We start from the raw sequence: 24,525 nt of genomic DNA on the forward strand, positions 1-24,525 counted from the left end.
ACCGCTCACGCCGCCTCCGCCGTCTCCATTCTCCCGCGAGCCTCCGCCACGATCTCCAGGCTGCGAATGCGGGCGGCGTTGTCGAAGGCCATGCCGGTGACCATCAGTTCGTCGACGCCGGTCAGGGCGATGAAATCGGTCAGTTGTTTGCGCACCGTCTCGGGCCCGCCGACGGCGGAATAGAGCAGACGGCTGCGCGCCCCCTCGATCTGTTGTGGGGTCAGGATGGCGGTGATGTCGTCGACGGGCGGGGGCAACTTGCCCGGCTTGCCGGTCGAGAGACGGGCGAAACTCTGTTGCATCGAGCTGGACAGGCGCACGCCTTCCTCATCGGTGTCGGCGGCGAAGACGTTGATCGCGGCCATGGCGTAGGGCTGGGCCAGCCGGTCAGACGGAGTGAAGCTGCGGCGATAAAGCGCTAGGGCCTCCAGCAGCAGTTCAGGCGCGAAATGGCTGGCGAAGGCGTAGGGCAGGCCCAGTTGGCCGGCCAGCTGGGCGCTGAACAGGCTGGAGCCCAGCAGCCAGATCGGCACGCGCAGGCCGGCGCCGGGGACGGCGCGGACAGGCTGGTTTTCGGCGGCCGGCTCGAACCATTGGATCAGTTCGACCACGTCGCGGGGGAACTGATCCGCGCCCTCGAAATAGCGACGCAGGGCGCGGGCGGTGGCGCCGTCCGTGCCGGGCGCGCGGCCCAGGCCAACGTCGATCCGGCCGGGGAACAGGGTCTCCAGGGTGCCGAACTGTTCGGCGACGACCAGGGGCGCGTGGTTGGGCAGCATGACGCCGCCCGAGCCGACGCGAATCCGCTGGGTGCCCCCGGCCACATGGCCGATGACGATAGCGGTCGCCGCACTCGCGATGCCGGGCATGTTGTGGTGCTCGGCTAGCCAGAACCGCTGATAGCCCAGACGGTCGGCGGCCAGGGCCAGGGCCAGGGTCTCGTCGAGGGCGCGGCGGGCGTCGCCGCCTTCGACGATAGGGGACAAATCGAGCACTGAGAACGGGATCATGGGCCCTAGATCGGAGGCGGCGGTCTGCGGTTCAAGGGGCGGTGGCTGGAGGCGAGCGGGAACCCGATGCGGGTCGGACGCTTTCACTCGGTGAACAGGAGACCTGGGCCATGACGGACGCCAATCCCGAACATGATACCGAGCAGGACAGAGAAGGCGGCGACGCACGCGAGGCGGCGGACATGGGCGAAAAGCCCGACCTGGGCCACAGGGCCGACGCCCTGATCGAGGCTCTGGACGGAACCGACTCCGGCTCCGACACCCGCGCGGGGTCGCTGCGCGGTGGATCGGCGAGCGGGTCGGACGACGATCCCGATTCGCAGGCGATCAACGCGCGGCTGGCTGAGGAGGGACGGGCCTCGGCCGATCCCGATTCGCCTTCGGACGCGGGCCCGGACCCCGTCGGGGACGGTCGGCGGTTCAACGACGCGGGCGGCGATCCGGCCGAAGGCGCGCGTGACGACTGAACACGCCTTGCCGCTGCCGCATCCATGCGCCACGGTGGCGTCTCGACCATGGGTCCAAGGGACGAACCCAATATGATACGCCGTCTGGCGGCCTCGGCCGCCCTAGTCTTTTTCTGCCTGGCGGGTTGCGAGGACCGGTCGGGGACCGAAGAAGCCAAGCCCGCGGGCGCACTGGCCGCTCCTCATCGGAAGGCCGCCCCCGAACCGGTTGAGGCCGCGCCAACGCCGGAAGCCGCCTTGCCGACGACCGCCATGGTTCCCGCAGCGCCCGGCGCGCCGACCTTCGCCGCCCTTTATCCGGGCGCGGCCGTGGACCAGCCCGCGACCACCGCGTCGGGTCCTGACGGCGACGGCGGTCTGGTGACCTTCCACACCGAGGCCACACCGGACGAGGTGGTGGCCTTTTATCGCGCCCGCGCCGAGGAAGCCGGCCTGACCTCCGTCATGGGGATGAACCAGGGCGACGCTCGGGCCTATGGGGCGGCGGGCGGCTCGAACGGGGCGACCAATATACAGGTGGTGGCGGCGCCGGGCGAAGGCGACCGGACTTCGGTTCAACTGAGCTGGAGCGCGGGTCAGTGACGCCGGCCGCCGCCCGGCTTGCGGCGGCCCTGGTGACGCCCCTGGCCCTGACGTTCTCCGGCCTGGCAGGCTGCGCCCCCGCCGAACGACCGTCGACCCAACCGATCTTCATCGCCGCCGAAGCCGGTTATCTGACCGCTGGGGCTCTGGAGCGCCTCGCCAAGGCCGCGCCGCCATCCCCCCTGGCAGGCTCTTCCCAGGATCGCGCTGACAGGGCCGAATCGGCCCGGTTCACAGCGCTGGAGGACTCCGACCGCTGGCTGCTGGCCACCGCCCATGCGGAACTTCGCCCTCCCCTGGCCTTGCAGCATTTCGACTGCGCCCTGGGGGTGCGGCTGGGTTCGGCGCAAACCCCGGCGCTGGACCGGATAGCGGCCAAGGCCTTTCATGACGTCCAGGCTGTGGTCCAATTGGCGGCGATGCGACAGGCCGCCGCCGGAGCCGCGCGCGCCCTTCCGGCGGCTGATCCCGGCCGACGGGCGTGCCAGGTGCTGACGCCTGCGGCGCCCCGCAGCGTTTCGTATCCGTCGGCAGCCGCGGCGACGGGGGCGGCCTATGCCGAACTCCTGGTCATGATCCAGCCCGACCGCGCCGCAGCGGTGCGCCGCATCGGCAATGAGATCGGCGTCAGCCGTCTGGTCTGCGCGATGAACTATCCAAGCGGCGTCGCGGCGGGCGAAAGCCTCGGCCGGGCCGTCATGGCCGAGATCGCCGCCACGCCGGAGTTCCGCGCCGAGGCGACCGAAGCGCGGCGCGAACTGGAGGCGGCGCGGGCGACGGGGCGGACCAATCCCGGCTGCGCGGCGGAAAGGGCGGCCTTGGCCCAGACCGCGCCTTCGGCCCTTTCGACGTCGCGGCCCTGATCATGTGGGCGGCCCTGGTCCTGGCGTCCGCGGTCGATCTGGGGGCGGCCCGATCCTGTACGCCGCAGGAGATGCGCGACCTGACCACGCCGTCGGACCGGGCCTACAGGCTGAGATGCCGCGCCGATCTTTCCGGCGCGACGGTGGCCCGACCGATCCTGATTGAGGGGGCCGAGGCCTCCGGCGCGGGGATCGACTGCGGCGGCGGGGTGATCCGGCCCCCGGGCGAGGCGACCTCTCAGACGCCGACGGTGGCGGTCTGGTCGCGACGGGACCCGGACGGCTGGAGCCGACCGGTCGGCGCCTATGTGCGGAACTGCACCGTGTTCGGCAATGTGCGGATCTGGGGCATGGGGGCGGGCGGTTCGATGCGGGACCTCGCCGCCTCGTCGCGGACGGCCGGCCATACGGCGGCGGCCCAGGAAGCGGCGCCCGTCGGGACCCGGCTGGAGCGGGTCAGGTTCGAGGCGACGGGAACCATCCCCCTCTATGTCGGACCCGGGGTGACGCGGACCACGGTCGCGCGATCGAGATTTTCGGGGCGATCGGTCTCGACCGCCGTCTATCTGGACGCCGAGAGCGCCGGCGCGGTGATCCAGGACAACGACTTCTCCATCCGCACCGGACGCGAACAGATCGCCGTGGATGGTTCAGCCGCCAACCGGATCGTCGGCAACCGGTTCGCCCTGGGCGGCCGGGGCGGGATCTTCCTTTACCGCAACTGCGGCGAGGACGGGGTGATCCGGCATCAGACGCCGTCCTACAATCAGATTACGGACAATGTCTTCTCCGGCGCGAGCTGGCTGCGGCCACGAACAGTGGTGATCGGCGCGCGAGAAGGGAATCGACGCTATTGCGGCGACGACGCCGGCTATCCGTTCGGGTCCAGCGCGGACGACGGTGACGGCGCGACCGGCAACCGGGTCGAGCGCAACCGCACGAGACCCTAAGGCTCGCCCTTGCGGAACGGCGCAGTCTCGGCCCTATTGGCGTGATGACGCCTCGGGGGATGCATCTAATGCGGCTGGCCTTGTTGTTGACGGCCTTGGCGGCGGCGCTGGGCCTAGCCGCGATCACGACTCAAACCCCCAGGCCGGCGCCGGCGAGTACCGCGGCCGCAGAGTTTTCGGCTGAACGCGCCATGGCCGATGTGCGGGTCATGGCGCGGTCGCCCCGCCCGGTTGGTTCGACCGATCACGCCCTGGTGCAGGCCTATCTGTACGGCCGGATGGCGCAGTTGGGCCTGTCGCCGATGCTTCAGGCCGGCGTCCTGTCGCCCGCAGCGGTGCGGCGGATCGAGGACCGGGGCGAAACGGTCGAAGGCCTGTCGGTGGTCAATCTGGTCGGCGTCCTGCCGGGTCGGAACCCCAGCCTGCCGTTGGTGGTGCTGATGGCCCATTACGACAGCGTGCCCGGCTCGCCGGGCGCCGCCGACGACGCCAGCGGCGTGGCCGCCGTGCTGGAGGCGGTGCGGGCGATCAAGGCGCGGGGGCCGGCCGAGCGGGGGCTGTTGGTGTTGCTAACCGATGGGGAGGAACTGAACCTGGACGGGGCGCGCGCCTTCTTCAGCGAGCATCCGCTGCGTCACCGGGTTGGGGCGGTGGTGAACCTGGAGGCGCGCGGCGGCGGCGGCCGGGCCATGATGTTCGAAACCGGTCCCGGCAACGCCGAGACCATCGACCTGTACGCCGAAGCGGCGCGCCGGGCGCAGGGCGGGCCGTCCAGCAACGCCCTGGCCATCTTCGTGTATCGGCTGATGCCCAATGGCACCGATTTCACCATTGCCGCCGACCGGGGTCTGGCGGGGGTCAATCTGGCCTTCATCGGCCGCCCGGCCCAGTATCATTCGCCCAGCTCGACCCCGGACGCCCTGGATCAGGGCAGTCTGCAGCATATCGGCGCCCAGGCGTTGGAGGCCGCCGACGCCCTGTTGCGGGCGCCCGCCCTGCCTCAGGCGACGCGGAACGCCGTCTATGCCGATGTCTTCGGCCTGGGGGTGCTGCGGCACGGACCGGACGCGGGCTGGGGACTGCTGGGCCTGGCCTTTGTGTTGACCGGCTTCGCGGCCTGGGGCGCGCGCCACGCCACGGGCCTGACCTGGCGACAGGGGGTGAAGGGCTTCACCGGCGGGCTGTGGCTGCTGAGCGCGGGCGTCGTCCTGGCCCAGGCGGCGCGGGTTCTGGCCGGGCCGGTCGGCCAGCGGATCGATACGTCCGAGATCTATTACATGATGCTTCGCCGCCTGCCCTGGATGGAGGCGGGCGTGGGACTGGCCGTGCTGGGGGGGATGCTGGCCCTGATGGCGGGGCGAGCCCTGGTTGGACGCCGGCTGCTGGCCGGCGTCATCGCAGCGGCGGCCGTGCTAGCGACGGTGATGGGCGGGCTCAACCCCGTGGTCCTGGGCGCGGCGGGGATCGCCGTGGTGTTGAGCCTGTGGCCGGACGGTGAGGATGAGATGGTCTGGGGCGGCTGGTTGGGCGCGATCGTCCTGGTGCTGATCCTGGGCGTGCTGGTCCAGGCCGTCGCGCCCGAAGCGGCCCTGCTGTTCGTCTGGACCGGTTTGGCGGCCGCCTTCGCAGCCGCCCTGGCGGCGGTCATCGGCGCGCGGCTGGAGCGATGGGCGGCCCTGGCGCCGGCGGCTGTGGCCACTGTGGTTGTCGGCGGCTGGCTGGCGGGACTGGGCCATTTCGTCTTCCTGGGCGTCGGGATGGACCAGCCGGGGGCTCTGGGCCTGATCGCCCTGCTGATCCTCGTCCTGGCCAGACCCTTAGCCCCGACGAGGCTGGACGCGACCGGAGCGGCCAATCCCGCCGTCCATACGCTCGCCGGCCTGGCGGCGGCTGTGTTGATCCTCGGCTGCGGCCTGTCCATGGCGGCCCGCCACGCCGAGCCGCCGTCAGCGGTCGATGTGACCGCGCCCTGATACGTCAAAATCGGACGTAGTATTGGATGTTCTCATCTGTTCTCGATGAGAACATCTTGTGAACCAGAACAAACCGTGCACATAGTCGGTCTCACAAACGGGGGCGGGTCCATGGCGGGTCTCTCCCAAGCTTCTGACGGGAATCATGGCAAGGGAGACGAAGGCAATGGCACAGGCGGCTTTGAAACTGGTGGGCAAGGAAGACGGCGACAAGCAACGGGCCCTGGAGGCGGCGATCGCTCAGATCGATCGCGCCTTCGGCAAGGGTTCGGTGATGAAACTGGGCAAGGGCGGGGTCGCCGACGTGATCCCCTCGGTGTCCACCGGATCCCTGGGTCTGGATATGGCGCTGGGCATCGGCGGCCTGCCGCGCGGACGGGTGATCGAGGTGTTCGGTCCTGAATCCTCGGGCAAGACGACCCTGGCCCTGCACACCGTGGCCGAGGTTCAGAAGGCCGGCGGCACCGCCGCCTTCGTCGACGCCGAACACGCGCTGGACCCCGGCTACGCCCAGAAGCTGGGCGTGAACCTGGACGACCTGCTGGTGTCCCAGCCGGACACCGGCGAACAGGCGCTCGAGATCGTTGACACCCTGGTGCGCTCCGGCGCCGTGGACATTGTGGTCGTCGACTCCGTCGCCGCCCTGACGCCGCGCGCCGAGATCGAGGGCGAAATGGGCGACAGCCTGCCGGGCCTTCAGGCGCGTCTGATGAGTCAGGCGCTGCGCAAGCTGACCGCCTCCATTTCCAAGTCGAACTGTATCGTCCTGTTCATCAACCAGATCCGTCACAAGATCGGCGTCATGTACGGCTCGCCCGAGACGACGACGGGCGGCAATGCGCTGAAATTCTACGCCTCGGTGCGCCTGGACATTCGCCGCACCGGCGCGATCAAGAATCGCGACGAGGTGGTCGGCAACACCACCCGGGTCAAGGTGGTCAAGAACAAGGTCGCCCCGCCGTTCCGCGAGGTCATCTTCGACATCATGTACGGCGAAGGCATCTCCAAACTGGGCGAGATCATCGACCTGGGCGTCAAGGCCGGGGTGATCGAGAAGTCGGGCAGCTGGTTCAGCTATGATTCGACCCGGATCGGTCAGGGCCGCGAGAATGTGCGCGAGTTCCTGAAACAGAACCCGGACATCGCCGCCTCGATCGAAAAGGCCGTGCGCGCCTCGACCAGCAAGATCGCCGACGAACTGCTGGGCACGCCCGAGCCGGACGAAGGCCAGGATCTCGAAGGCTGACGCCAAGGCGGTCGGCCGGGCGGGCATCTGCCCCGTCGCGTCCGACCGCTTCGCCTTTCACAGACACTCCGTCGCCCCAAGCGACCCGCCACCGACCCCGCGAGGGGCGGCGGAGCGACCCGCCTGACCTCGCGTCGGGCGGGTCTTTTTTCTTTCGTCATTCCGGGCGAAGCGCAGCGGAGACCCGGAACCCAGCGGCGCCGAAGGCGAAATCCATCCGCCTCACCCTTGCTGGACACCGAGTCCGCGACAGGTTCGCGCTCTCGCGCGCCGCTGGGTTCCGGGTCTCAGGGCCAAGCGGCCCTTCGCCCGGAATGACGAAAGAAGGGTGCGGCCAAACCAAAACGGGCGGCCCGAAGGCCGCCCGTTCCGTCGTTCAACGATGTCCGCAACCGATCAGGCGGCGGCCTTCTCCGGGGCGAACTTGCCGTAGAAGGTCTCGTTCTTCGCAGCCATGTCGCGCAGCAACTGCGGCACCTTGAACCGGTCGCCATAGGTCGCCACCAGACGGTCGGCCGTCTCGACGAACCTGACCAGGCCGATGCCGTCGATCATGCTGATCGGGCCGCCGGTCCAGGGCGCAAAGCCCCAGCCCAGGATCGCGCCCAGGTCGGCCTCGCGCGGGTCGTCGATGACGCCCTCTTCCCAGCAGCGGGCGACCTCGACCGCCTGGCGATACAGCAGGCGAGTCTTCAGCTCGTCGATCTGGGCGAAGGCGGTCGCCTCCTCGGGCTTGTCGATGCCCTTGGTGGTCGGCGCCAATTCGCTCAGCCCCTTCCAGATGGTCTTGGGCTTTTGGTCATAGTCATAGAAGCCCCTGCCGTTCTTGCGGCCGAAGCGTCCGTCCTCGACCATCTTGGCGACGATGTCGGCGCCTTCCGACGGGACATATTTGTCGCCCAGGTCCAGCGCCGTCTGTTTGGCGATCTTGTAGGAAAGGTCCAGGGCGACGTCGTCGTGCATCTCCAGCGGGCCGCGCGGCATGCCGGTCATCCGCCCGACATTGTCGATCAGGGCCGGGCCGTAACCCTCTTCCAGCATCGCCATGCCTTCCATCAGGAAGGTGGAGAAGCAGCGCGAGGTGTAGAAGCCGCGGCTGTCGTTGACGACGATCGGGGTCTTCTTGATCTTCAGCACATAGTCCAGCGCCTTGGCGATGGCGGCCTGACCCGTCTTTTCGCCCAGGATGATCTCGACCAGCATCATCTTGTCGACGGGCGAGAAGAAGTGGATGCCGATGAAGTCCTCGGGCCGGACCGAGGCCTCGGCCAGGCCGGTGATCGGCAGGGTCGAGGTGTTGGAGCCGAAGACGGCGCCTTCAGCCAGTTGGGCCTCGGCGCGCTTGGTGACGTCGGCCTTGATCTCGCGGCTTTCGAACACGGCCTCGACCACCAGGTCCGACCCCTTGATGTGGTCATAGTCGGTCGTCGCCGTGACCAGGGCCAGGGTGGCGTCATACTTGTCTTGCGTCATCTGACCGCGCGACAGACGCTTCTTCAGCAGTTCCTCGACATGGGCCTTGCCCTTGTCGGCGGCTTCCTGGGTCTGGTCGATCAGCACGGTCTCGATCCCGGCCATGACCTGAACATAGGCGATGCCCGCGCCCATCATACCGGCGCCCAGGACCGAGACCTTTTTCGGGTCCGACTTGGGCACGCCCACGGGACGCACGGCGCCCTTGTCCAGCTCCTGCTTGGACAGGAACAGGCTGCGGATCATGGCCTGGGCCTGCGGCGTCATCAGGGTCTTGATGAAATAGCGCGTCTCGATCCGCAGGGCCGCGTCCATCGGAACCTGGGTTCCCTCGTAGACGGCCTTCATCAGGTTCACCACGGCCGGATAGTTGCCGTAGGACTGTTTGCGCAGCATGGCGTTGCCGACCATGAAGTTCTGGATGCCGGCCGGGTGATAGGGGCCGCCGCCGGGCAGTTTGAACGACTTGTCGTCCCACGGCTGCACGGCCTTGCCGCCGTTCTTGATCCAGGTCTTGGCGGCCTCGACCGACTGACCCTTCTCGACCACCTCATGGACGATGCCGGCGCCCTTGGCGTCATTGGGACGGAAGGACTTGCCTTCGCTCATCGCCATCATGGCGTTCTGAACCCCAACCAGACGGGTCAGGCGCTGGGTGCCGCCGCCGCCGGGGAAGAGGCCGACCTTGATCTCGGGCAGGCCCAGCTGAATCTTGTTGTCGTTCTCGACCACGCGATAGTGGCAGGCCAGGGTGAACTCAAGCCCGCCGCCGAGGGCCAGGCCGTTGATCGCCGCCGCCACCGGCTTGCCGCAGGTCTCCAGCGCGCGGAAGGCGCCGTTCAGCTTCCAGCCGGCGTCGAACGCCTTCTGCAGGTCGCCGCCGCCCGACAGCACGCCGCCGGCCATGTCGCCCAGGTCGGCGCCGGCGCAGAAGCCCGAGGCCTTGCCAGATGTGATGACGGCGCCCTTGATGGTCTCGTCCGTCTTGATCCGTTCGACCAATTCCGGGATCTCGGCCATGACCGCGCTGGTCAGGGTGTTCATCGAACGGCCGGGGACGTCGAAGGCGATGACGGCGATGCCGTCGGCGTCGATGTCGATCTTGAAGTTTTCCATAGTCATTCGCTCCGGATCAGACGCGTTCGATGACGGTGGCGGTGCCCATGCCGCCGCCGATGCACAGGGTGATCAGGGCCGTCGACTTGTTCGAGCGTTCCAGCTCATCCAGGGCGATGCCGGTGATCATGGCGCCGGTGGCGCCCAGGGGGTGGCCCATCGAGATGCCGCCGCCGTTCACATTCATCTTGGCGTGGTCGATGTTCAGGGCCTGCATGTAGCGGAGCACGACGGCGGCGAAGGCTTCGTTCAGCTCCCACACGTCGATGTCGTCGGGCGTCATGCCCAGCTTGCCCAGCAGTTTGCGGGTCACATATTCCGGGCCGGTCAGCATGATCGACGGCTCCGAGCCGATCGAGGCGCCGCCCAGGATCTTGGCGCGCGGCTTCAGGCCCAGGGCCTGGCCGGCTTCCAGCGAACCGATCAGCACGCCGGCCGAACCGTCGACGATGCCGGACGAGTTGCCGGGGGTGTGGACGTGGTTGACGCGCTCGACCTCGGGGTAGCGCTGGTTGATCACGCTGTCGAAGGCCATCTCGCCCATCATGGCGAAGGAGGGGTTCAGGCCACCCAGGGTCTGCATGTCCGTGTTCGGACGGATGGTCTCGTCAAGATCCAGAATGGTCAGGCCCAGTTGGTCCTTGACCGCCAGAACCGACTTCTTGAACCGGCCCTCGGCCCAGGCCTTGGCGGCGCGCTTGTGGCTCTCGACCGAATAGGCGTCCACGTCGTCGCGGCTGAAGCCGTATTTGGTGGCGATCATGTCCGCCGACACGCCTTGCGGCACGAAATAGGTGGGGAAGGCCGAGGACGGGTCGGTGGGCCAGGCGCCCATGTCCGAGCCCATGGGCACGCGGCTCATGGCCTCGACCCCGCCGCCGACGGCGAAGTCGGCCTCGCCGGACTTCACCTTGGCGGTGGCCATGTTCACGGCTTCCAGGCCCGAGGCGCAGAAGCGGTTGACCTGAACGCCCGCCGTATATTGCGACCAGCCGGCCGAGAGGACCGCGGTGCGGGCGATGTCGGCGCCGAGTTCGCCCACGGGGGTGACGCAGCCCAGGATGACGTCATCGACCTTGGACGTGTCCAGGTCGTTGCGGTCGCGCAGGGCCTCCAGAACCTGGGTCGCCAGGCTGAGGCCGGTGATCTCGTGCAGCGAGCCGTCCTTCTTGCCCTTGCCGCGCGGGGTGCGGACGGCGTCGTAGATATAGGCGTCAGCCATGGGCGTGTGTCTCCATTTTGATCCCGGCGCTCAAGGTCCGCCGGCTGGGCGGGCGTCTCGCGACCTGGGGGAAGGACGGGTCTAAGCTCGGACGTCAAGAACCCTACGTTTACGTCAACGTCAAGTAATAAGCCGCGTGAACGGCTGCGGCGACCGGGCCGCACAGGTCCAGATGGGGTAGGTCGGGGGTCGCGCCAGCCATAAAGGCGCGCAAGACGCCGGCTCCGACCGTCACAGTCGGGCCGGCCCAGGTCGTGCGTCAGCGCGGCGGAATGCGGCTGGCGCCGCCCGTGATGCGGCAGGCGTATTCGGTCTCGGGCCGGCCGCTTTGCAGACCGGTCGGGGTCAGAATGCCCTGACGCTCGGTGCAGCTGGCTTCAAGCCGCTTGAGGTCTTCCTGATAGGTGTTCGTTTGACCGGTCGAGGCGCAGCCGGTCATCAGCGGCGCAGTCATCAGGATGGCGACGAAGAGGGTGCGCATGGTGTCTCCTGTTTCCGAAACGCCTCGGCGTTCCGGTCCTGCCCCCCGGCGTCATTAGACTACTGCGCAACCGCCAGCCTGACCAGCTTGCCATCCGTTTCATCGGTAATCGCCCAGACGGCGCCGTCCGGCCCCACGGCCACGTCGCGGACGCGTTCGCCCAGGTCGGTGAGCAGCCGCTCCTCGCCGACGACGCGATCATTCTCGATCACCAGCCGGGCGATGTGTTTCTCCTTAAGACCGGCGACCAGCAGATCGCCGTCCCAGCCGGGGAACATGGCGCCCTGATAGAAGGTCGCCCCGCCCGGCGCGATGACCGGATCCCAGTAATAGACCGGCTGCTCCGTGCCCTGCGCTTGCGTATTGCCGCCTGTAATCTGTCCGCCCGCGTATTCCACGCCATAGGCCGCGTCAGGCCAGCCATAGTTCAGGCCCGGCTTTTCCAGGTTGACCTCGTCGCCGCCGCGCGTGCCGTGCTCAATGGTCCAGACTGCGCCCGTGCCGGGCTGGACGGCGACCCCCTGGACGTTGCGATGGCCCAGGCTCCAGATCTCGGGCAGGGCGCCCTCACGGCCGACGAAGGGATTGTCCTGGGGCACGGAACCGTCGGCATTGATGCGGATCGTCTTGCCCATGTGCGAGCTCAGATCCTGGGCCTGGGGCCGCATCGGCCGGTCCGAGCGTTCGCCCAGGGTGATGAACAGCTTGCCGTCCGGTGCAAAGGCCAGGGACGAGCCGAAATGCTTGTCGCCGTCATAGACGGGCAGGGCGCGGAAGATGACCTGAACATTCTCCACGCGCGACCCGTCGTCGGACAGGCGGCCGCGTGCGACCGAGGTGGCGTTGCCGCCGTCCCGAGGTTCCGAATAGCTCCAGCAGATCAGACGGTCCTGGGCGAAGCCGGGGCTGACGACGACGTCCAGCAGGCCGCCCTGGCCTCGCGCATCGACGCGGGGCAGGCCCTGAACCGGTTCGCCGATCTGTCCCTGGGCTGTGATGATCCGCAACCGGCCGGGCTTTTCCGTCACCAGCCAGCGCCCGTCGGGCATCAGCGCCAGTCCCCAGGGGTGCGACAGGCCGGAGGCGACGGCGCTGTGGCTCAGCGCCTGGTCGGTCTTCACGCCCGGCGCCCGGGTCTGGCCGGCGAAGGCGGGCTGTTGGTCCGGGTTGTTGGCTGGCCGGGTCTCCAGCGGCGCGCCGGCCTGGCCTCCTGTTTGGCCCGAGGCCGGGGCGCTCTCACCGCTGGCGCCGCAGGCGGCGGCGAGGACGAGGAGGGAGGTCGAGGCGGCGAGGACGATCAGGCGCATGGGGGATGACTCCGGTCGGGTCTGGGCGTGCGGCGGGGCGTTCCGTCTGAACAGAAGCGTCAGGGTTAGCGTTCCCGCGAAACCCTGTCATGCGCCGCATCGCCGCACGATCTGCGTCGAGACGACTTGAACCGTGCGCCCGACGGCGATATAGGCACGCCTCTTTCGCGCTGGCCCCAGGCCTCGCGAACGCCCGGAGACGGGATGCGACTGGGTAGCTCAGATGGTTAGAGCGGTGGATTCATAACCCACAGGTCGGCGGTTCGATCCCGCCTCCAGTCACCATTCTCCCCGAGGACTGTTGCCGAATACCGCGAAAGGCCCGCCTTCCGAAGAAGGCGGGTTCGACTGGCCCAACGATGGGCAAGCTAAATGTAGATTTCTCGGTTCTCGAATCGGTCGTGACCTTGCCGTCGGTATAAGCCGGACTTGCCAAAACCAAATCAAAAGCGCCGAGGTTCAAGAATTAGAAGTAGACGGGGCCGTCATCTGTGCACCATCCAACGTGTTCGTTGTTCGCATAAGGAGTGGTTTGACCGTCCGTGTATTCGCTAGACCCGGCCCAGATCGGTTGCCCCCATCCGCCGTAACAGACTCCTAAGTTCCTGCCGACCTCGACCGTCTTGGTGGAGTCACTATAATAGACGATGTCGTAGAGGTGAACCTGTCCTCCCGGGGAAGTTTGAGCCGAGGGAGCAGTCGCAGCCAAGCTGGCGGCAGCGACAGCGCCAGCAGCGATCACGGCAAGACGCATTGAGATATTCATCACATCCTCCAAGGGAGCCAATCTCCCATACCTGATGAACGCAGCTTGCGCAGATATTGGCAATCGAAAATGGACATCAATTCGCCCCTGAGGTTGTGTTTGGGGTCGACCTCCTGCGGCCTGACCAAGTTGGGTCGCGCCCGCGTTGACCGCACCTGTTGAACGCGGCGTCCTGACGCGGGCATGGCCGGCAACCGGCCTGGCCTTACCGCGTTCTGCGGCGGACAAACTCGACCGGAGAGACCCAATGACCATCCGTACGAAGGCCCTGCTGGCCGCCGCCGCCGTTCTGTCCCTGGGCGCCGCCGCCTGCACCGAGGCCGAGCAGGAAAACACCGAGGCCCATGCCGAGGCGGCCGCCGACAATACCGCTGAGGCTGCGGCCCAAGCAGGCGAAGTCATCGAGTCCGGCGCCATGAAGGCGGCCCAGGCGGTCGAGACTGGCGCCGGCAAGGTCGCCGACGAGCTGGAGGAAAACCAGGCCGAGGCCGCTGCCGAGGGCAGGCCCGGCGCGGTAAACCCCGAGACCGACCGGCGCGTGCCGGCGAACGACTGAGCCCCGATCAGGCGGGCGGCGTCGCCCCGGCTGCGGGCGCGCCTTCCGCCAGCAGGGCGTCGATCAGGGCGCGGGCTTCGGGGCTGTTCCAGTCGGCCTCGCCCGAGAAGGTGGCGCGGATCCGGCCCTCGCGATCCAGGAAGATGGTCTGGGGCATCTTGCCCTTGCCTGGAAACTCGAACGGCAGCTGGAACTTGATGTCGCTGTACAGCGGCAGGGGCTCGTGAACGTCGATGAAGCTCCTGGCGTCGGCCAGGGCGTCGGCCGAGGCGTCGACGTTGATCGGCAGGACGATCAGGTCCTCGTTCGTCTGATAGGACTTGGCCAGGGCCGCCAGGGTCGGCATTTCGGTGCGGCACGGGGCGCACCACATGGCCCACAGATTGACCACCACCACCTTGCCCTCGAAGGTCGAGAACCGCACCGCCGTGCCGTTGCGGTCGCGGAACATGTATTCCGGCGCGATCTTCAGATCGGTCGGCGTCTCCAGCGCCGCCAGCGGGCCGACGGCGAACCGGGCCAGATCGCTTTTTGCGACGGGCGTCGTCTGGGGTTGCGCCTTCTGCCTATGATTGGCGTATAGCGACATCGCCAAGCCGCCGGCGCCGGCAAGCGTGCTGAACAGCACGAGCGCGCCGACGACCGCCCAGATCGCCTTTCTCGAGCCACTCATGACAGACGCCGCCTCCGATACCGCCCAAGCCAGTGTTTCTAAGGCCCCGGCAAAGCCCGCAGGTCAAGACATGTGGGGCGGTCGCTTTTCGTCGCGCCCCGCCGAGATCATGCAGGCAATCAACGTCTCCATCGGCGTGGACCAGCGTCTGTGGCGTCAGGATCTGGCCGGATCGCGCGCCCATTGCCGCATGCTGGCCAAGCAAGGCGTGATCCAGCCCGCCGACGCCGAGGCCATTCTGGGCGGGCTGGACGCCGTCGAGGCCGAGATCCTGAACGGGACCTTCCCCTTCCGCGACCAGTTCGAGGACATCCACATGAATGTGGAGGCCCGACTGTCGGAACTGATCGGCGAACCCTCGGGCCGGCTGCACACGGCGCGCAGCCGTAACGACCAGGTGGCGGTCGATTTCCGCCTGTGGGTCCGCGACGCCGCCGACCGCACCATCGCCCAGCTGAAAGCGCTTCAGGCCGCCCTGCTGGACCGGGCTGAACAGCACGCCGGCGACCTGATGCCGGGCTTTACCCATCTGCAGACGGCCCAGCCGGTGACCCTGGGCCACCATCTGATGGCCTATGTCGAGATGTTCGGCCGCGACGCCGGCCGGTTCGCCGACGCCCGGACGCGGATGAACGAAAGCCCGCTAGGCGCCGCCGCCCTGGCCGGATCGCCCTTCCCGATCGACCGCCACATGACGGCGACCGAACTGGGCTTCGACCGGCCGATGGCCAACTCGCTGGACGCCGTGTCCGACCGCGATTTCGCTTTGGAAAGCCTGGCCGCCGCCTCGATCACGGCGGGCCACCTGTCGCGCCTGGCCGAGGAGATCGTGGTCTGGATGACGCCGATGTTCGGCTTCGCCAGCCTGCCGGACGACCTGACCACCGGGTCCTCGATCATGCCACAGAAGCGCAATCCTGACGCCGCCGAACTGGTCCGGGCCAAGACGGGCAGGATCCTGGGTTCGCTGGTCGCCTTGTCGACCGTGATGAAGGGCCTGCCGCTCGCCTATTCCAAGGATATGCAAGAGGACAAACCGCCGGTGTTCGAGGCCTTTGACGCCCTGGATCTGGCCCTGGTCGCCATGACCGCCATGGTCTCGGCCCTGCGGCCCAACACCGAACGGATGGCGGCTGCGGCCGGCGCCGGCTTCTCGACTGCGACCGACCTGGCCGACTGGCTGGTGCGTGAATTGAACCTGCCCTTCCGCAAGGCGCACCATGTGACGGGCGCGGCGGTGAAACAGGCCGAGGCCATGGGCGTGGACCTGTCGCAACTGCCTTTGGAAGAAATGCAGAAACTGGAGCCGGGGATCACGGAAGCGGTTTACAAGGTGCTGACCGCCGAGGCTTCGTGCCAGAGCCGTCAGAGCTATGGCGGCACCGCGCCGGAACAGGTCCGTGCGCGCATCGCCGACTGGAGAACCCGCCTGTGAAGAAGACCCTGATCCTCGCGGGCGCGCTCGCCCTTCTGACCGCCGCCTGCGGCCGCATGGCCGATCTGGAATCGCCGGTGCGCGAGACCGAGCGCGCGCCGCGCAGCAGTCGCGCCCCCGGCCTGCCTGAGCCGGCCACGATCAACCGTCCGTCCAGCAGCGTGCCGATCGATGGCGGTCCCAATAACCCCATCGGCGCCGGCGCCGCCCAGAACGATCCCCGCTAGGCCGCCTTGCATCATTTCGACCTGAAGGACGGCGCCCTCCATGCCGAGGGCGTGCCGCTGGAAATCATCGCCGACGAGGTGGGGACGCCCGTCTATGTCTATTCCACCGCGACGCTGAAACGGCACTACGGCCTGCTGCGGGCCGCGGCGGATGCGCATCGTGAGGCCCTGGGCGAGGCCCTGATCGCCTTTGCGGTCAAGGCCAACTCCAACCTGTCGGTGCTGGCGACCCTGGCCAAGTTGGGCTCGGGCGCCGACACCGTGTCCGAGGGCGAGATCCGTCGGGCCCTGGCGGCGGGGATTCCCGCCGATCGGATCATCTTCTCCGGCGTCGGCAAGACTGATGTCGAGATGGTCTTCGCCATCGGCGTCGGCGTGCGCCAGATCAATATCGAATCCGGCGCCGAGCTGGACCGGCTGATCGCGGTCGCCGCCCTGATGCAGGCCGCGCCGGCCGTGGCCGTGCGGGTCAATCCCAATGTCGGCGCCGGCGGTCACGCCAAGATCACCACCGGCGGCAAGGGCGACAAGTTCGGCGTGCCGGTCGAGGAGGCGATGGCCCTGTACGCCCGCGCCTCGGCCTCGCCCCATGTCACGCCCGTCGGCCTGGCCTGTCACATCGGCAGCCAGATCACCGACCTGGCCCCGCTGGAGGCCGCCTTTACGGTCCTGGCCCAGATGACGCGCGACCTGCGGGCCCAGGGGCATGCGGTGACGCGGCTGGACCTGGGCGGCGGCCTGGGCGTGCCCTATTCGGGCGGGGTCGAACCGCCGTCGCCGGCCGACTATGTGGCCATGGCCGCGCGGGTCCTGTCCGGGCTGGACGTCGAGGCGGCGTTCGAGCCGGGGCGTCTGCTGGCCGCAAACGCCGGGGTGCTGCTCAGCCAGGTGATCCAGGTCAACGAACGCTCGGACGGGCGGCGTTTCCTGGTGCTGGACGCGGCGATGAACGACCTGATGCGCCCGGCCCTGTACGACGCCTTTCACGACATAAAGCCGGTCAATCCGCGCCCCGGAGCCGCCCGCGCCCATGACGTCGTCGGCCCGGTCTGCGAGACCGGCGACACCTTCGCCCGCGACCGGAGCCTGCCGCCGCTGGAGACCGAGGATCTGGTCGTCTTCACAGGGGCCGGCGCCTATGGGGCGGTGATGTCCAGCGAATACAACAGCCGCCCCCTCGTGCCCGAGGTTCTGGTCGACGGCGACCAATGGGCCGTCATCCGGCCGCGCCCCACCTATGAGGACATGCTGGATCGGGAGCCCTTCGCCGACTGGCTGTGAGGCGGAATTGGTCTCGACTGTTATAAAGTAACGAGCTATAGGGCCGGTCATGTCGCCCGCCGCCGAACCTTCCGTGCTGCTGTCCCTGCTCGGGGGCGGCTTTGTCGCGGCCTTCCTGCACGCGGCCCTGCCGACCCACTGGCTGCCCTTCACCCTGGTGGGGCGGGCCCAGGGCTGGCGCGCGTCGCGGGTGCTGCTGGCGGTGACTGTGGCAGGGCTGGCCCATATCGCATCGACGGCGGTGGTCGGCGGCCTGATCGTGGCGGCGGGCCTGGCGCTGGACCAGTGGGTCGAGGGGCTTCTGCCTCATCTCGCGGCGGTGCTGCTTTTCCTGTTCGGCGCCTTCTACCTGGCGCGGGCGACCCTGTTGCGTCCGGCGACGGCCGGCGGTCCGCAGATGGACGCCGCCCCGCCCGCTGTCTCCGACAAGGCGGCCTTCCTGGGCCTGGTCGCCATGATGGCGGTGTCGCCGGGCGAGGTGCTGCTGCCCATCTATCTATCCTCGGCCTCGGAAGGCTTCGCCGCCCTGGCCCTGCTGACCCTGGTCTTTGCGGTCGGCACCATCGCCGGCATGGCCGTGTTCACGGCCCTGGCCAGCGCGGGCGCTTCCATCCTGCGGCTGGAGCGGTGGGCGCGCTATGAAGGCGCGGTGCTGGGCGTGGCCTTGATCGCCCTGGGGCTGATGGTCGCCCTGCACCAGCACTGAAAAGGCATTACATGATAACATTCAATGCGTTATCATGTACCAGCTTGGCCTTTGTTCGAAAGAGCGTATAGGCGGACGGATGAGCGCCCAGCACGGACACGATCACGCCGGTCACGACCATGATCATGGTCACGCGCACGGCCATCACCATGGCCATGGGCATCACCACGGACACGGCCACGCTCACGGGCCGGTGGACACCGGCGACTGGCGCTACGCCGTCGGCCTGGTGGTCAATCTGGCTTTCGTCGTCTGCGAGTTCGGCGCCGGACTGATCGCGGATTCCACCGCCTTGATGGCCGACGCCGGGCATAATCTGTCGGACGTCCTTGGCCTGGCCATGGCGGGCGGCGCGGCCTGGCTGGCGCGACGCGGGGCGCACGGGGCGGCGGGCGGTCGGCGCACCTACGGCTTCGGCAAGGCGACGGTGCTGGCGGCCCTGGGCAACGCCCTGCTGCTGATCTTCGCCTGCGGGGCCATCGCCTTCGAGGCCGTGCGGCGCTTCGCCGAGCCGGCGCCGGTCGGCTCGGGCGTGATCATGACGGTGGCGGCCATCGGCTTCGTCATCAACCTGGGCACCGCCCTGCTGTTCATGAAGTCCCAGCACGACCTGAACGCCCGGGGCGCTTATCTGCATATGATGGCCGACGCCGGGGTGTCTCTTGGGGTGGTGGCGGCCGGCGGGCTGATCCTGCTGACCGGCTGGTCCCTGGTCGATCCCTTGGTCAGCCTGGTCATCGTCGCCGTAATCCTGTGGTCCACCTGGGGCCTGCTGAAGGATTCGGTCAACCTGGCCATGGACGGGGCGCCCGGCGACGTGGACATGATCGGGCTGGAGCAGGCGCTGGCGGGTCTGGACGGGGTTCGCGAGGTCCATGACCTGCACGTCTGGGGCCTGTCCACCACCGAAACGGCCCTGACGGCCCACCTGGTCCATGACCGCGCGGATGGTGCGGCCTTGCTTATGGAGGCCCAGGCTGTGGCGAAACGCCATTCGATCCGCCACACGACGCTTCAGCTGGAAAACGAGGCCCTGCCGGATTGTCCGGGCTGTTGATCCACAAAGCCTGGCACGCAACACCCGGGGGCCATACGTGCGGCCCGCCTCAGCACGCTCCCCTGTCAAACACCGGAAGTATGGATTCTCGTCCCTATGGCGAGGGTCAAGGAAGGCCTGCTAAGGCGAAAACCAGAAATCACCCGCCGGCTACGACTGCCAACAGCCGCCCCCGCACCTCCCCCGCATAGGGGACCGCCTGCCCCCGCCCCCAGACCGGATCGGGCCAAAGGCCGTCGTCGCGACGGCGACCGACCACGTGGACGTGCAACTGGGCCGTCACATTGCCGATGGCGCCCACGTTCAGCTTCTCGACGGCGCCCGAAGTCCCGGCCAGCCGCCGCACCAAGACCCCGGCCCGCACGGTCTCTTCCATCAGCGCGGCCCGCTGTTCGACGCTCAGGTCTTCCAGCTCCACCGCCCCCTCGAGGCGCGGGATCAGGATCAGCCAGGGAAAGCGGGCATCGTCCTGAAGCCGCACATGACACAACGGCCATTCGGCGGCGGCGATGGAGCCCGCCTCGAAGGCGGGCGCGACGACAAACCCCATGCTCAGTTCAGTCCGTAGATGACGCAGGCGCTGTCGGTCATGACCTGCAACGGCGGCTGAAGCGCCAGCCGCGCCGCCTCGATCTGCGCCTCGCTGGGCGCAGCGCCGGCGGCCGGCGCAGGTGGCGGAGGCGGTGCAAAGGACGCGCGCGCCTGCATCCGCGATCCCGTCACCACCACCTCGTCCACGGTCGTCGCCTGCTCTCCGGCGGCATAGGCGGGCCAGCCCGCCAGGACGTCGGTCTGGCAGACGCGGCCCGACGGATCGATGATCTTGACCCGGCCCAGGGTCGCGCCGGCGCTGGTCGCCGCCGCCTCGGCCCGGCGCCGCGCGTCCTTCATCGCCTCGGCCTGCAGATTGGCCTTCCAGCTGTTCTCCGGATCCAACTGGAAATTCACCTGACCGATCGACGTGGGTCGTGCGGCCACCAGAGTCGCATATACCCGCTCGATAAGGCTGACGTCGCGCACCGTCACATTGACCGAGGCGTCGGCCTGATAGCGGGCCACCCGGTCGGCGCGGGTGTTGTCGCGCATCACCCCGTTCTCGTCGCGATACTGGTCATAGAGGGGGCGGGTGGTGACGCTGGTCTCGACCCGCACCTTGTCCGCGCCATAGGCCGACAGGGCCTGGCTGAGGGCCCGCACCTGGTCTGCGGCGGCGCGTGAGGCCTCGGCGACGCTGCGGTCCACCGACTGGAAGGAGGCGGAGACGAAGGCGCGATTGGCCTGGAGTTCGACCCGCACTTCGCCGACCGAGGCGATGACCGGGTCGCGCATCCACCAGGGGGCGGGGATATAGCGGTCGCCGATGGTCGCCGGCGGGGTCTGAGCCAGGGCGGGTGTGGCGGCGGCGCCCAGCAGCAGGGCGAGAGCGAGGGAAGAGCGCATCAAAATCCTCCGGTTGGACCGCAACCTTCGCAAGCCAGACCAAGGCCGTAAAGCGAGGTTCTTGCGACAGCCGCGAGAGGGGTCTAGACCGCCCGCACGATTAATCCCCTTTCGCACACGCAATAAACGGAGACATCCATGGCTCGCGCGAAGATCGCCCTCATCGGCGCCGGCATGATCGGCGGCACCCTGGCCCATGTGGCCGCGCGCGAAGCGCTGGGCGACGTGATCCTGTTCGACATCGCTGAAGGCACCCCCCAGGGCAAGGCGCTGGACATCGCCGAGGCCACCGCCGTCTTCGGCTCGGACGTGGCCCTGAAGGGCGCCAACGACTACGCCGACATCGCGGGCGCCGACGTCTGCATCGTCACCGCCGGCGTGCCGCGCAAGCCTGGCATGAGCCGCGACGACCTGATCGGCATCAACCTGAAGGTCATGAAGGCCGTGGGTGAAGGCATCAAGGCCCACGCCCCGAACGCCTTCGTCATCTGCATCACCAACCCGCTCGACGCTATGGTCTGGGCGCTGCAGAAATTCTCGGGCCTGCCCAAGGAGAAGGTCGTCGGCATGGCCGGCGTGCTCGACTCGGCGCGCTTCGCCTACTTCCTGGCTGAAAAGACCGGCGTGTCGGTTCAGGACATACATGCCTGGACCCTGGGCGGTCACGGCGACGACATGGTGCCGATGGTGCGCCATTCGACCGTCGGCGGCCTGCCCCTGCCCGACGCGGTCAAGGCCGGCTTCCTGTCGCAGGACGAGCTGGACGCCATCGTCGACCGCACCCGCAAGGGCGGCGGCGAGATCGTGGCCCTGCTGAAGACCGGCTCGGCCTTCTACGCGCCCGCTGAATCGGCCATCGCCATGGCCAAGTCCTATCTGCTGGACCAGAAGCGCGTCCTGCCCTGCGCCGTCTGGCTGTCGGGCGAATACGGCCTGTCCGACCTCTATGTCGGCGTCCCGGCCCTGATCGGCGCCGCCGGCGTCGAGAAGGTGATCGAGTTCACCACCAACGACGAAGAAAAGGCGATGTTCGAAAAGTCCGTCGCCTCGGTCCAGGGCCTGCTGCAGGCCTGCAAGGACATCGACGCCTCGCTGGTTTAAGCGGTTCTAGAGATCGAATGACGAAGGGCCTGCGGAGCAATCCGCAGGCCCTTTTTCTTTGTACTCACAGACCTTCCCCCGCTTGCGGGGGAAGTGTCAGCTCGTCGAGCGCAGCGAGACGGCTGACGATGGGGGAAGTCTTCTTCCAGCCAAGCAAGACTCCCCTCTCCGAGCCTGGTCCGCTGCGCGGACGACGGCCCACCTCTCCCGCAAGCGGGAGAGGGTCTGCGGTTACTCCCGCACGTGGGCCAGCCAGTCCTTGCTCTGCATCTCGTTGAAGCGCGACACCGTCCGTTCGAACTCGAACGCCCCCACCCCTTCGGTATAGAGGGCCTCGGGCCGGGCGGCGGCCAGGACGATCAGCTTGGTCTTGGCCTCGTAAAGGGCGTCCACCAGGGTCACCAGGCGGCGCGCCTCGTGATGGTTGGCCGAACTCAGGATCGGCACATCCTCGAGGAACAGGGTGTGGAACCGCTCGGCGATGGCCAGATAATCCTGCGGCCCCAGCGGTCGGCCGCACAGGTCGGCAAAGCTGGCCCGCGCCATCGACCCCACGGTCCGCTCCACCGTCACGTCACGGCCCAGCACGGTCAGATGCGCCGGCTCTTCCGGCTCGCCCCCCTTCAGCTCACGCCACAGTTCCTCGAACCCGGCGCGGTCCTCCGGCGTGTGCCAGATCTCGGCCGAACTCAGCCGATCCAGCCGCCAGTCCCGCGCGCCCGCCGTCTGCACCACGGCGCAGCGGTCGCGGATGATGTCGATGAAGGGGACGAACAGCTGGCGGTTGATGCCGTTCTTGTACAGGTCCTCGGGCGCCCGGTTCGATGTGATGGCCAGTACCACCTTGTCCTCGAACAGGGCCTCGAACAGCCGGCCCAGGATCATGGCGTCGGCGATGTCCGTCACCTGCAGCTCGTCGAAACACAGCAGCCGGGCTTCGGACGCGATCAGCCTGGCTATGGGCGGAATGGGATCGTCGCCCTTATGCGTCCCGAACACGGCCTTGCGGGTCTTGGCGTCCCCCTCGCGCCACTGTTTCACCAGATCATGGACCCGGGCCATGAAGGCGTGGAAATGGGCGCGGGTTTTCCGGGGCTCGGGCGTGGCGGAATAGAACAGGTCCATCAGCATGGACTTGCCTCGTCCCGGCGGTCCCCACAGGTAGATCCCCTTCACCTCGGGCGCCCGTCCGAACAGGCCGCGCTTGGCCAGATCGCGCTCAAGCCGCTCCAGGGCGACGAGGACTTCGGCCTGGGCCGGATCGGGCGTCAGCACGCCCTCTTCCACGCGGATGTCGTAGGCGTTTCGGATGCGGGAGGTCATGAGGCCCTGCTTAAAGTCCCCGCCGCCGAAAAGCGATTGCTTCGCGGCTGCGAACGCCTATTTGCAGGGCCATCACTACAATGCGCTCAAGCCGCTCGGCCCGCAGGCCAGGCGACAGCGCGTCCGAAGGACAAGAAACATGGGTTATCGCGTCGCGATCGTCGGGGCCACGGGCAATGTGGGCCGCGAAATGCTGAACATCCTCGAGGAGCTGGAATTCCCCGTCGATGGAATCCACGCCATCGCCTCGCGCAAGTCCAAGGGCGTCGAGGTCTCGTTCGGCGACAAGACCATCAAATGCCAGGACATCGAACAGTTCGACTTCTCGACCGTCGACCTCGTCCTGATGTCGGCCGGCGGCGAGGTCTCGCGCGCCTGGTCCGAAAAGATCGGCAAGGCCGGCCCCATCGTGATCGACAACTCCTCGGCCTTCCGCAAGGACGCCGACGTGCCCCTGATCGTGCCCGAGGTGAACCCCGACGCGGTCAAGGACGCCAAGAAGAAGAACATCATCGCCAACCCCAACTGCTCGACCATCCAACTGGTCACGGCGCTGAAGCCCCTGCACGACGCGGCCAAGATCAAGCGGGTGGTGGTCTCGACCTATCAGTCGGTGTCCGGCGCCGGCAAGGAAGGCATGGACGAGCTGTGGAACCAGACCAAGGCCATCTACGGCCTGGGCGACGCGCGTCCGAAGAAGTTCCCCAAACAGATCGCCTTCAACGTCATCCCCTATATCGGTTCCTTCCTCGAGGACGGCTCGACCGACGAGGAGCAGAAGATGTCGGACGAGACGCACAAGATGCTGGACCCCGACATCAAGGTCACGGTCACCTGCGTGCGGGTGCCGGTCTTCGTCGGCCATTCCGAAGCCGTGAACATCGAGTTCGACCGCCCCATCGCCCCGGACGAGGCCCGCGCCATCCTGCGCGAGGCGCCGGGCGTGCTGGTGATCGATAAGCAGGAGCACGACGGCTATATCACCCCCGTCGACGCCGCCGGCGAACATGCCGTCTATGTGTCGCGCATCCGCAAGGATCCGACCGTCGAGAACGGCCTGAACCTGTGGATCGTGTCCGACAACCTGCGCAAGGGCGCCGCCCTGAACGCCGTCCAGATCGCCCAACTGCTGGACGAGACGGGCGTGATCACCTCGTCGTCGGGGTATCGTTCGATCACGGTGTGAACCGCTCCTCTTAGCTTTCGTCATCCTCCGGCAAGCCGCGTCTTCGCGGCGCACACCGGGGGACCCAGCGGCGCCGAAGGCGAA

24 protein-coding genes and 1 tRNA gene are annotated in these 24,525 nt (G+C 68.0%); 15 read left to right on the forward strand and 10 right to left on the reverse strand.

All coding sequences use genetic code 11. From position 1 onward, the window contains the following. Window positions 1-5: 5 nt before the first annotated feature. Window positions 6-1,010 (reverse strand): LLM class flavin-dependent oxidoreductase, encoded by a 1,005-nt coding sequence (locus tag ACVPT3_RS15195; protein ID WP_492041690.1) that lies wholly within the window; start codon window positions 1,008-1,010, stop codon window positions 6-8. Between the two features lie 110 nt (window positions 1,011-1,120). On the opposite strand from ACVPT3_RS15195, the gene ACVPT3_RS15200 reads away from it, so the two are divergent. From ACVPT3_RS15200 to recA, 6 genes are all read left to right on the forward strand, one after another. Further along, window positions 1,121-1,477: a ribonuclease gene (locus tag ACVPT3_RS15200; RefSeq protein ID WP_492041691.1), complete on the forward strand. Its 357-nt coding sequence runs from the start codon at window positions 1,121-1,123 to the stop codon at window positions 1,475-1,477. A 72-nt stretch (window positions 1,478-1,549) separates the two neighbouring features. Then, window positions 1,550-2,059 (forward strand): hypothetical protein, encoded by a 510-nt coding sequence (locus tag ACVPT3_RS15205; RefSeq protein ID WP_492041692.1) that lies wholly within the window; start codon window positions 1,550-1,552, stop codon window positions 2,057-2,059. Next, the gene (locus tag ACVPT3_RS15210) at window positions 2,056-2,922 is read left to right on the forward strand and encodes a phosphatase PAP2 family protein (RefSeq protein ID WP_492041693.1); all 867 of its coding nucleotides are present in this window, start codon (window positions 2,056-2,058) and stop codon (window positions 2,920-2,922) included. Before ACVPT3_RS15205 ends, ACVPT3_RS15210 begins: the two co-directional genes overlap by 4 nt. A 2-nt stretch (window positions 2,923-2,924) precedes the next feature. Beyond that, the gene (locus ACVPT3_RS15215) at window positions 2,925-3,872 is read left to right on the forward strand and encodes a right-handed parallel beta-helix repeat-containing protein (RefSeq protein WP_492041694.1); all 948 of its coding nucleotides are present in this window, start codon (window positions 2,925-2,927) and stop codon (window positions 3,870-3,872) included. Window positions 3,873-3,940: 68 nt separating this feature from the next. After that, window positions 3,941-5,845 (forward strand): M20/M25/M40 family metallo-hydrolase, encoded by a 1,905-nt coding sequence (locus tag ACVPT3_RS15220; protein ID WP_492041695.1) that lies wholly within the window; start codon window positions 3,941-3,943, stop codon window positions 5,843-5,845. A gap of 166 nt (window positions 5,846-6,011) precedes the next feature. Further along, window positions 6,012-7,091: a recombinase RecA gene (gene recA, locus ACVPT3_RS15225; RefSeq protein WP_008261712.1), complete on the forward strand. Its 1,080-nt coding sequence runs from the start codon at window positions 6,012-6,014 to the stop codon at window positions 7,089-7,091. A 396-nt stretch (window positions 7,092-7,487) separates the two neighbouring features. Here the strand turns inward: recA and ACVPT3_RS15230 are convergent, their stop codons facing one another. From ACVPT3_RS15230 to ACVPT3_RS15245, 4 genes are all read right to left on the reverse strand, one after another. Further along, window positions 7,488-9,680: a 3-hydroxyacyl-CoA dehydrogenase NAD-binding domain-containing protein gene (locus ACVPT3_RS15230; RefSeq protein ID WP_492043837.1), complete on the reverse strand. Its 2,193-nt coding sequence runs from the start codon at window positions 9,678-9,680 to the stop codon at window positions 7,488-7,490. 16 nt (window positions 9,681-9,696) lie between these two features. Next, window positions 9,697-10,902 (reverse strand): acetyl-CoA C-acetyltransferase, encoded by a 1,206-nt coding sequence (locus ACVPT3_RS15235; protein WP_492041696.1) that lies wholly within the window; start codon window positions 10,900-10,902, stop codon window positions 9,697-9,699. Window positions 10,903-11,161: 259 nt separating this feature from the next. Further along, window positions 11,162-11,383, reverse strand: coding sequence for a hypothetical protein (locus ACVPT3_RS15240; RefSeq protein WP_492041697.1), 222 nt, complete (start codon window positions 11,381-11,383; stop codon window positions 11,162-11,164). 59 nt (window positions 11,384-11,442) lie between these two features. Beyond that, the gene (locus tag ACVPT3_RS15245) at window positions 11,443-12,690 is read right to left on the reverse strand and encodes a PQQ-dependent sugar dehydrogenase (RefSeq protein WP_492041698.1); all 1,248 of its coding nucleotides are present in this window, start codon (window positions 12,688-12,690) and stop codon (window positions 11,443-11,445) included. A gap of 208 nt (window positions 12,691-12,898) precedes the next feature. On the opposite strand from ACVPT3_RS15245, the gene ACVPT3_RS15250 reads away from it, so the two are divergent. Both ACVPT3_RS15250 and ACVPT3_RS15255 read left to right on the forward strand, forming a co-directional pair. Continuing rightward, window positions 12,899-12,975 (forward strand) — tRNA-Met (locus ACVPT3_RS15250). Window positions 12,976-13,703: 728 nt separating this feature from the next. Continuing rightward, on the forward strand, window positions 13,704-14,012 hold the full coding sequence (locus tag ACVPT3_RS15255) for a hypothetical protein (protein WP_492041699.1): 309 nt from the start codon (window positions 13,704-13,706) through the stop codon (window positions 14,010-14,012). 7 nt (window positions 14,013-14,019) lie between these two features. Here ACVPT3_RS15255 and ACVPT3_RS15260 read toward each other — a convergent pair whose 3' ends face one another. Continuing rightward, entirely contained in the window at window positions 14,020-14,685 is a 666-nt protein-coding gene (locus ACVPT3_RS15260; RefSeq protein ID WP_492041700.1) for a redoxin domain-containing protein, read from the reverse strand. On the opposite strand from ACVPT3_RS15260, the gene argH reads away from it, so the two are divergent. Genes argH through ACVPT3_RS15280 form a run of 4 tightly spaced genes read left to right on the forward strand, consistent with a single transcriptional unit; the run spans window position 14,684 to window position 18,334 of the window. Continuing rightward, window positions 14,684-16,120: an argininosuccinate lyase gene (gene argH, locus ACVPT3_RS15265; RefSeq protein ID WP_492041701.1), complete on the forward strand. Its 1,437-nt coding sequence runs from the start codon at window positions 14,684-14,686 to the stop codon at window positions 16,118-16,120. The genes ACVPT3_RS15260 and argH overlap by 2 nt on opposite strands. Further along, window positions 16,117-16,347 (forward strand): hypothetical protein, encoded by a 231-nt coding sequence (locus ACVPT3_RS15270; protein ID WP_492041702.1) that lies wholly within the window; start codon window positions 16,117-16,119, stop codon window positions 16,345-16,347. Before argH ends, ACVPT3_RS15270 begins: the two co-directional genes overlap by 4 nt. Before the next feature lie 6 nt (window positions 16,348-16,353). Then, on the forward strand, window positions 16,354-17,628 hold the full coding sequence (gene lysA, locus ACVPT3_RS15275; RefSeq protein ID WP_492041703.1) for a diaminopimelate decarboxylase: 1,275 nt from the start codon (window positions 16,354-16,356) through the stop codon (window positions 17,626-17,628). A gap of 49 nt (window positions 17,629-17,677) precedes the next feature. After that, window positions 17,678-18,334 carry a hypothetical protein gene (locus tag ACVPT3_RS15280; RefSeq protein ID WP_304934756.1) on the forward strand — a complete coding sequence of 219 codons (657 nt, stop codon included), beginning with the start codon at window positions 17,678-17,680 and terminating at the stop codon, window positions 18,332-18,334. A gap of 7 nt (window positions 18,335-18,341) precedes the next feature. On the opposite strand, the gene ACVPT3_RS15285 is transcribed toward ACVPT3_RS15280, so the two are convergent. Further along, window positions 18,342-18,515, reverse strand: coding sequence for a hypothetical protein (locus ACVPT3_RS15285; protein ID WP_492041704.1), 174 nt, complete (start codon window positions 18,513-18,515; stop codon window positions 18,342-18,344). A gap of 12 nt (window positions 18,516-18,527) precedes the next feature. Here ACVPT3_RS15285 and ACVPT3_RS15290 point away from each other — a divergent pair, with 12 nt between their 5' ends. Next, on the forward strand, window positions 18,528-19,391 hold the full coding sequence (locus tag ACVPT3_RS15290; RefSeq protein WP_492041705.1) for a cation diffusion facilitator family transporter: 864 nt from the start codon (window positions 18,528-18,530) through the stop codon (window positions 19,389-19,391). A gap of 139 nt (window positions 19,392-19,530) precedes the next feature. Here the strand turns inward: ACVPT3_RS15290 and ACVPT3_RS15295 are convergent, their stop codons facing one another. Both ACVPT3_RS15295 and ACVPT3_RS15300 read right to left on the reverse strand, forming a co-directional pair. Then, on the reverse strand, window positions 19,531-19,941 hold the full coding sequence (locus ACVPT3_RS15295; protein WP_492041706.1) for an HIT domain-containing protein: 411 nt from the start codon (window positions 19,939-19,941) through the stop codon (window positions 19,531-19,533). 2 nt (window positions 19,942-19,943) lie between these two features. After that, window positions 19,944-20,831 (reverse strand): SIMPL domain-containing protein, encoded by an 888-nt coding sequence (locus ACVPT3_RS15300; protein WP_492041707.1) that lies wholly within the window; start codon window positions 20,829-20,831, stop codon window positions 19,944-19,946. Window positions 20,832-20,969: 138 nt separating this feature from the next. On the opposite strand from ACVPT3_RS15300, the gene mdh reads away from it, so the two are divergent. Then, on the forward strand, window positions 20,970-21,932 hold the full coding sequence (mdh, locus tag ACVPT3_RS15305) for a malate dehydrogenase (protein WP_287928035.1): 963 nt from the start codon (window positions 20,970-20,972) through the stop codon (window positions 21,930-21,932). Window positions 21,933-22,163: 231 nt separating this feature from the next. Here the strand turns inward: mdh and zapE are convergent, their stop codons facing one another. Then, entirely contained in the window at window positions 22,164-23,255 is a 1,092-nt protein-coding gene (gene zapE, locus ACVPT3_RS15310) for a cell division protein ZapE (RefSeq protein WP_492041708.1), read from the reverse strand. 139 nt (window positions 23,256-23,394) lie between these two features. On the opposite strand from zapE, the gene ACVPT3_RS15315 reads away from it, so the two are divergent. Beyond that, window positions 23,395-24,441: an aspartate-semialdehyde dehydrogenase gene (locus ACVPT3_RS15315; RefSeq protein WP_492041709.1), complete on the forward strand. Its 1,047-nt coding sequence runs from the start codon at window positions 23,395-23,397 to the stop codon at window positions 24,439-24,441. Window positions 24,442-24,525 lie beyond the last annotated feature (84 nt).

The organism is Brevundimonas sp. FV1ps31S (assembly GCF_058681265.1).

Bases quoted from the DNA above. Each gene is read 5' to 3' on its own strand.
- ACVPT3_RS15195 (WP_492041690.1), bottom strand. From the start codon at position 1,010: ATGATCCCGTTCTCAGTGCTCGATTTGTCCCCTATCGTCGAAGGCGGC.
- ACVPT3_RS15200 (WP_492041691.1), top strand. From the start codon at position 1,121: ATGACGGACGCCAATCCCGAACATGATACCGAGCAGGACAGAGAAGGC.
- ACVPT3_RS15205 (WP_492041692.1), top strand. From the start codon at position 1,550: ATGATACGCCGTCTGGCGGCCTCGGCCGCCCTAGTCTTTTTCTGCCTG.
- ACVPT3_RS15215 (WP_492041694.1), top strand. From the start codon at position 2,925: ATGTGGGCGGCCCTGGTCCTGGCGTCCGCGGTCGATCTGGGGGCGGCC.
- ACVPT3_RS15220 (WP_492041695.1), top strand. From the start codon at position 3,941: ATGCGGCTGGCCTTGTTGTTGACGGCCTTGGCGGCGGCGCTGGGCCTA.
- recA (WP_008261712.1), top strand. From the start codon at position 6,012: ATGGCACAGGCGGCTTTGAAACTGGTGGGCAAGGAAGACGGCGACAAG.
- ACVPT3_RS15230 (WP_492043837.1), bottom strand. From the start codon at position 9,680: ATGGAAAACTTCAAGATCGACATCGACGCCGACGGCATCGCCGTCATC.
- ACVPT3_RS15235 (WP_492041696.1), bottom strand. From the start codon at position 10,902: ATGGCTGACGCCTATATCTACGACGCCGTCCGCACCCCGCGCGGCAAG.
- ACVPT3_RS15240 (WP_492041697.1), bottom strand. From the start codon at position 11,383: ATGCGCACCCTCTTCGTCGCCATCCTGATGACTGCGCCGCTGATGACC.
- ACVPT3_RS15245 (WP_492041698.1), bottom strand. From the start codon at position 12,690: ATGCGCCTGATCGTCCTCGCCGCCTCGACCTCCCTCCTCGTCCTCGCC.
- ACVPT3_RS15255 (WP_492041699.1), top strand. From the start codon at position 13,704: ATGACCATCCGTACGAAGGCCCTGCTGGCCGCCGCCGCCGTTCTGTCC.
- argH (WP_492041701.1), top strand. From the start codon at position 14,684: ATGACAGACGCCGCCTCCGATACCGCCCAAGCCAGTGTTTCTAAGGCC.
- ACVPT3_RS15260 (WP_492041700.1), bottom strand. From the start codon at position 14,685: ATGAGTGGCTCGAGAAAGGCGATCTGGGCGGTCGTCGGCGCGCTCGTG.
- ACVPT3_RS15280 (WP_304934756.1), top strand. From the start codon at position 17,678: ATGTCGCCCGCCGCCGAACCTTCCGTGCTGCTGTCCCTGCTCGGGGGC.
- ACVPT3_RS15295 (WP_492041706.1), bottom strand. From the start codon at position 19,941: ATGGGGTTTGTCGTCGCGCCCGCCTTCGAGGCGGGCTCCATCGCCGCC.
- ACVPT3_RS15300 (WP_492041707.1), bottom strand. From the start codon at position 20,831: ATGCGCTCTTCCCTCGCTCTCGCCCTGCTGCTGGGCGCCGCCGCCACA.
- mdh (WP_287928035.1), top strand. From the start codon at position 20,970: ATGGCTCGCGCGAAGATCGCCCTCATCGGCGCCGGCATGATCGGCGGC.
- zapE (WP_492041708.1), bottom strand. From the start codon at position 23,255: ATGACCTCCCGCATCCGAAACGCCTACGACATCCGCGTGGAAGAGGGC.
- ACVPT3_RS15315 (WP_492041709.1), top strand. From the start codon at position 23,395: ATGGGTTATCGCGTCGCGATCGTCGGGGCCACGGGCAATGTGGGCCGC.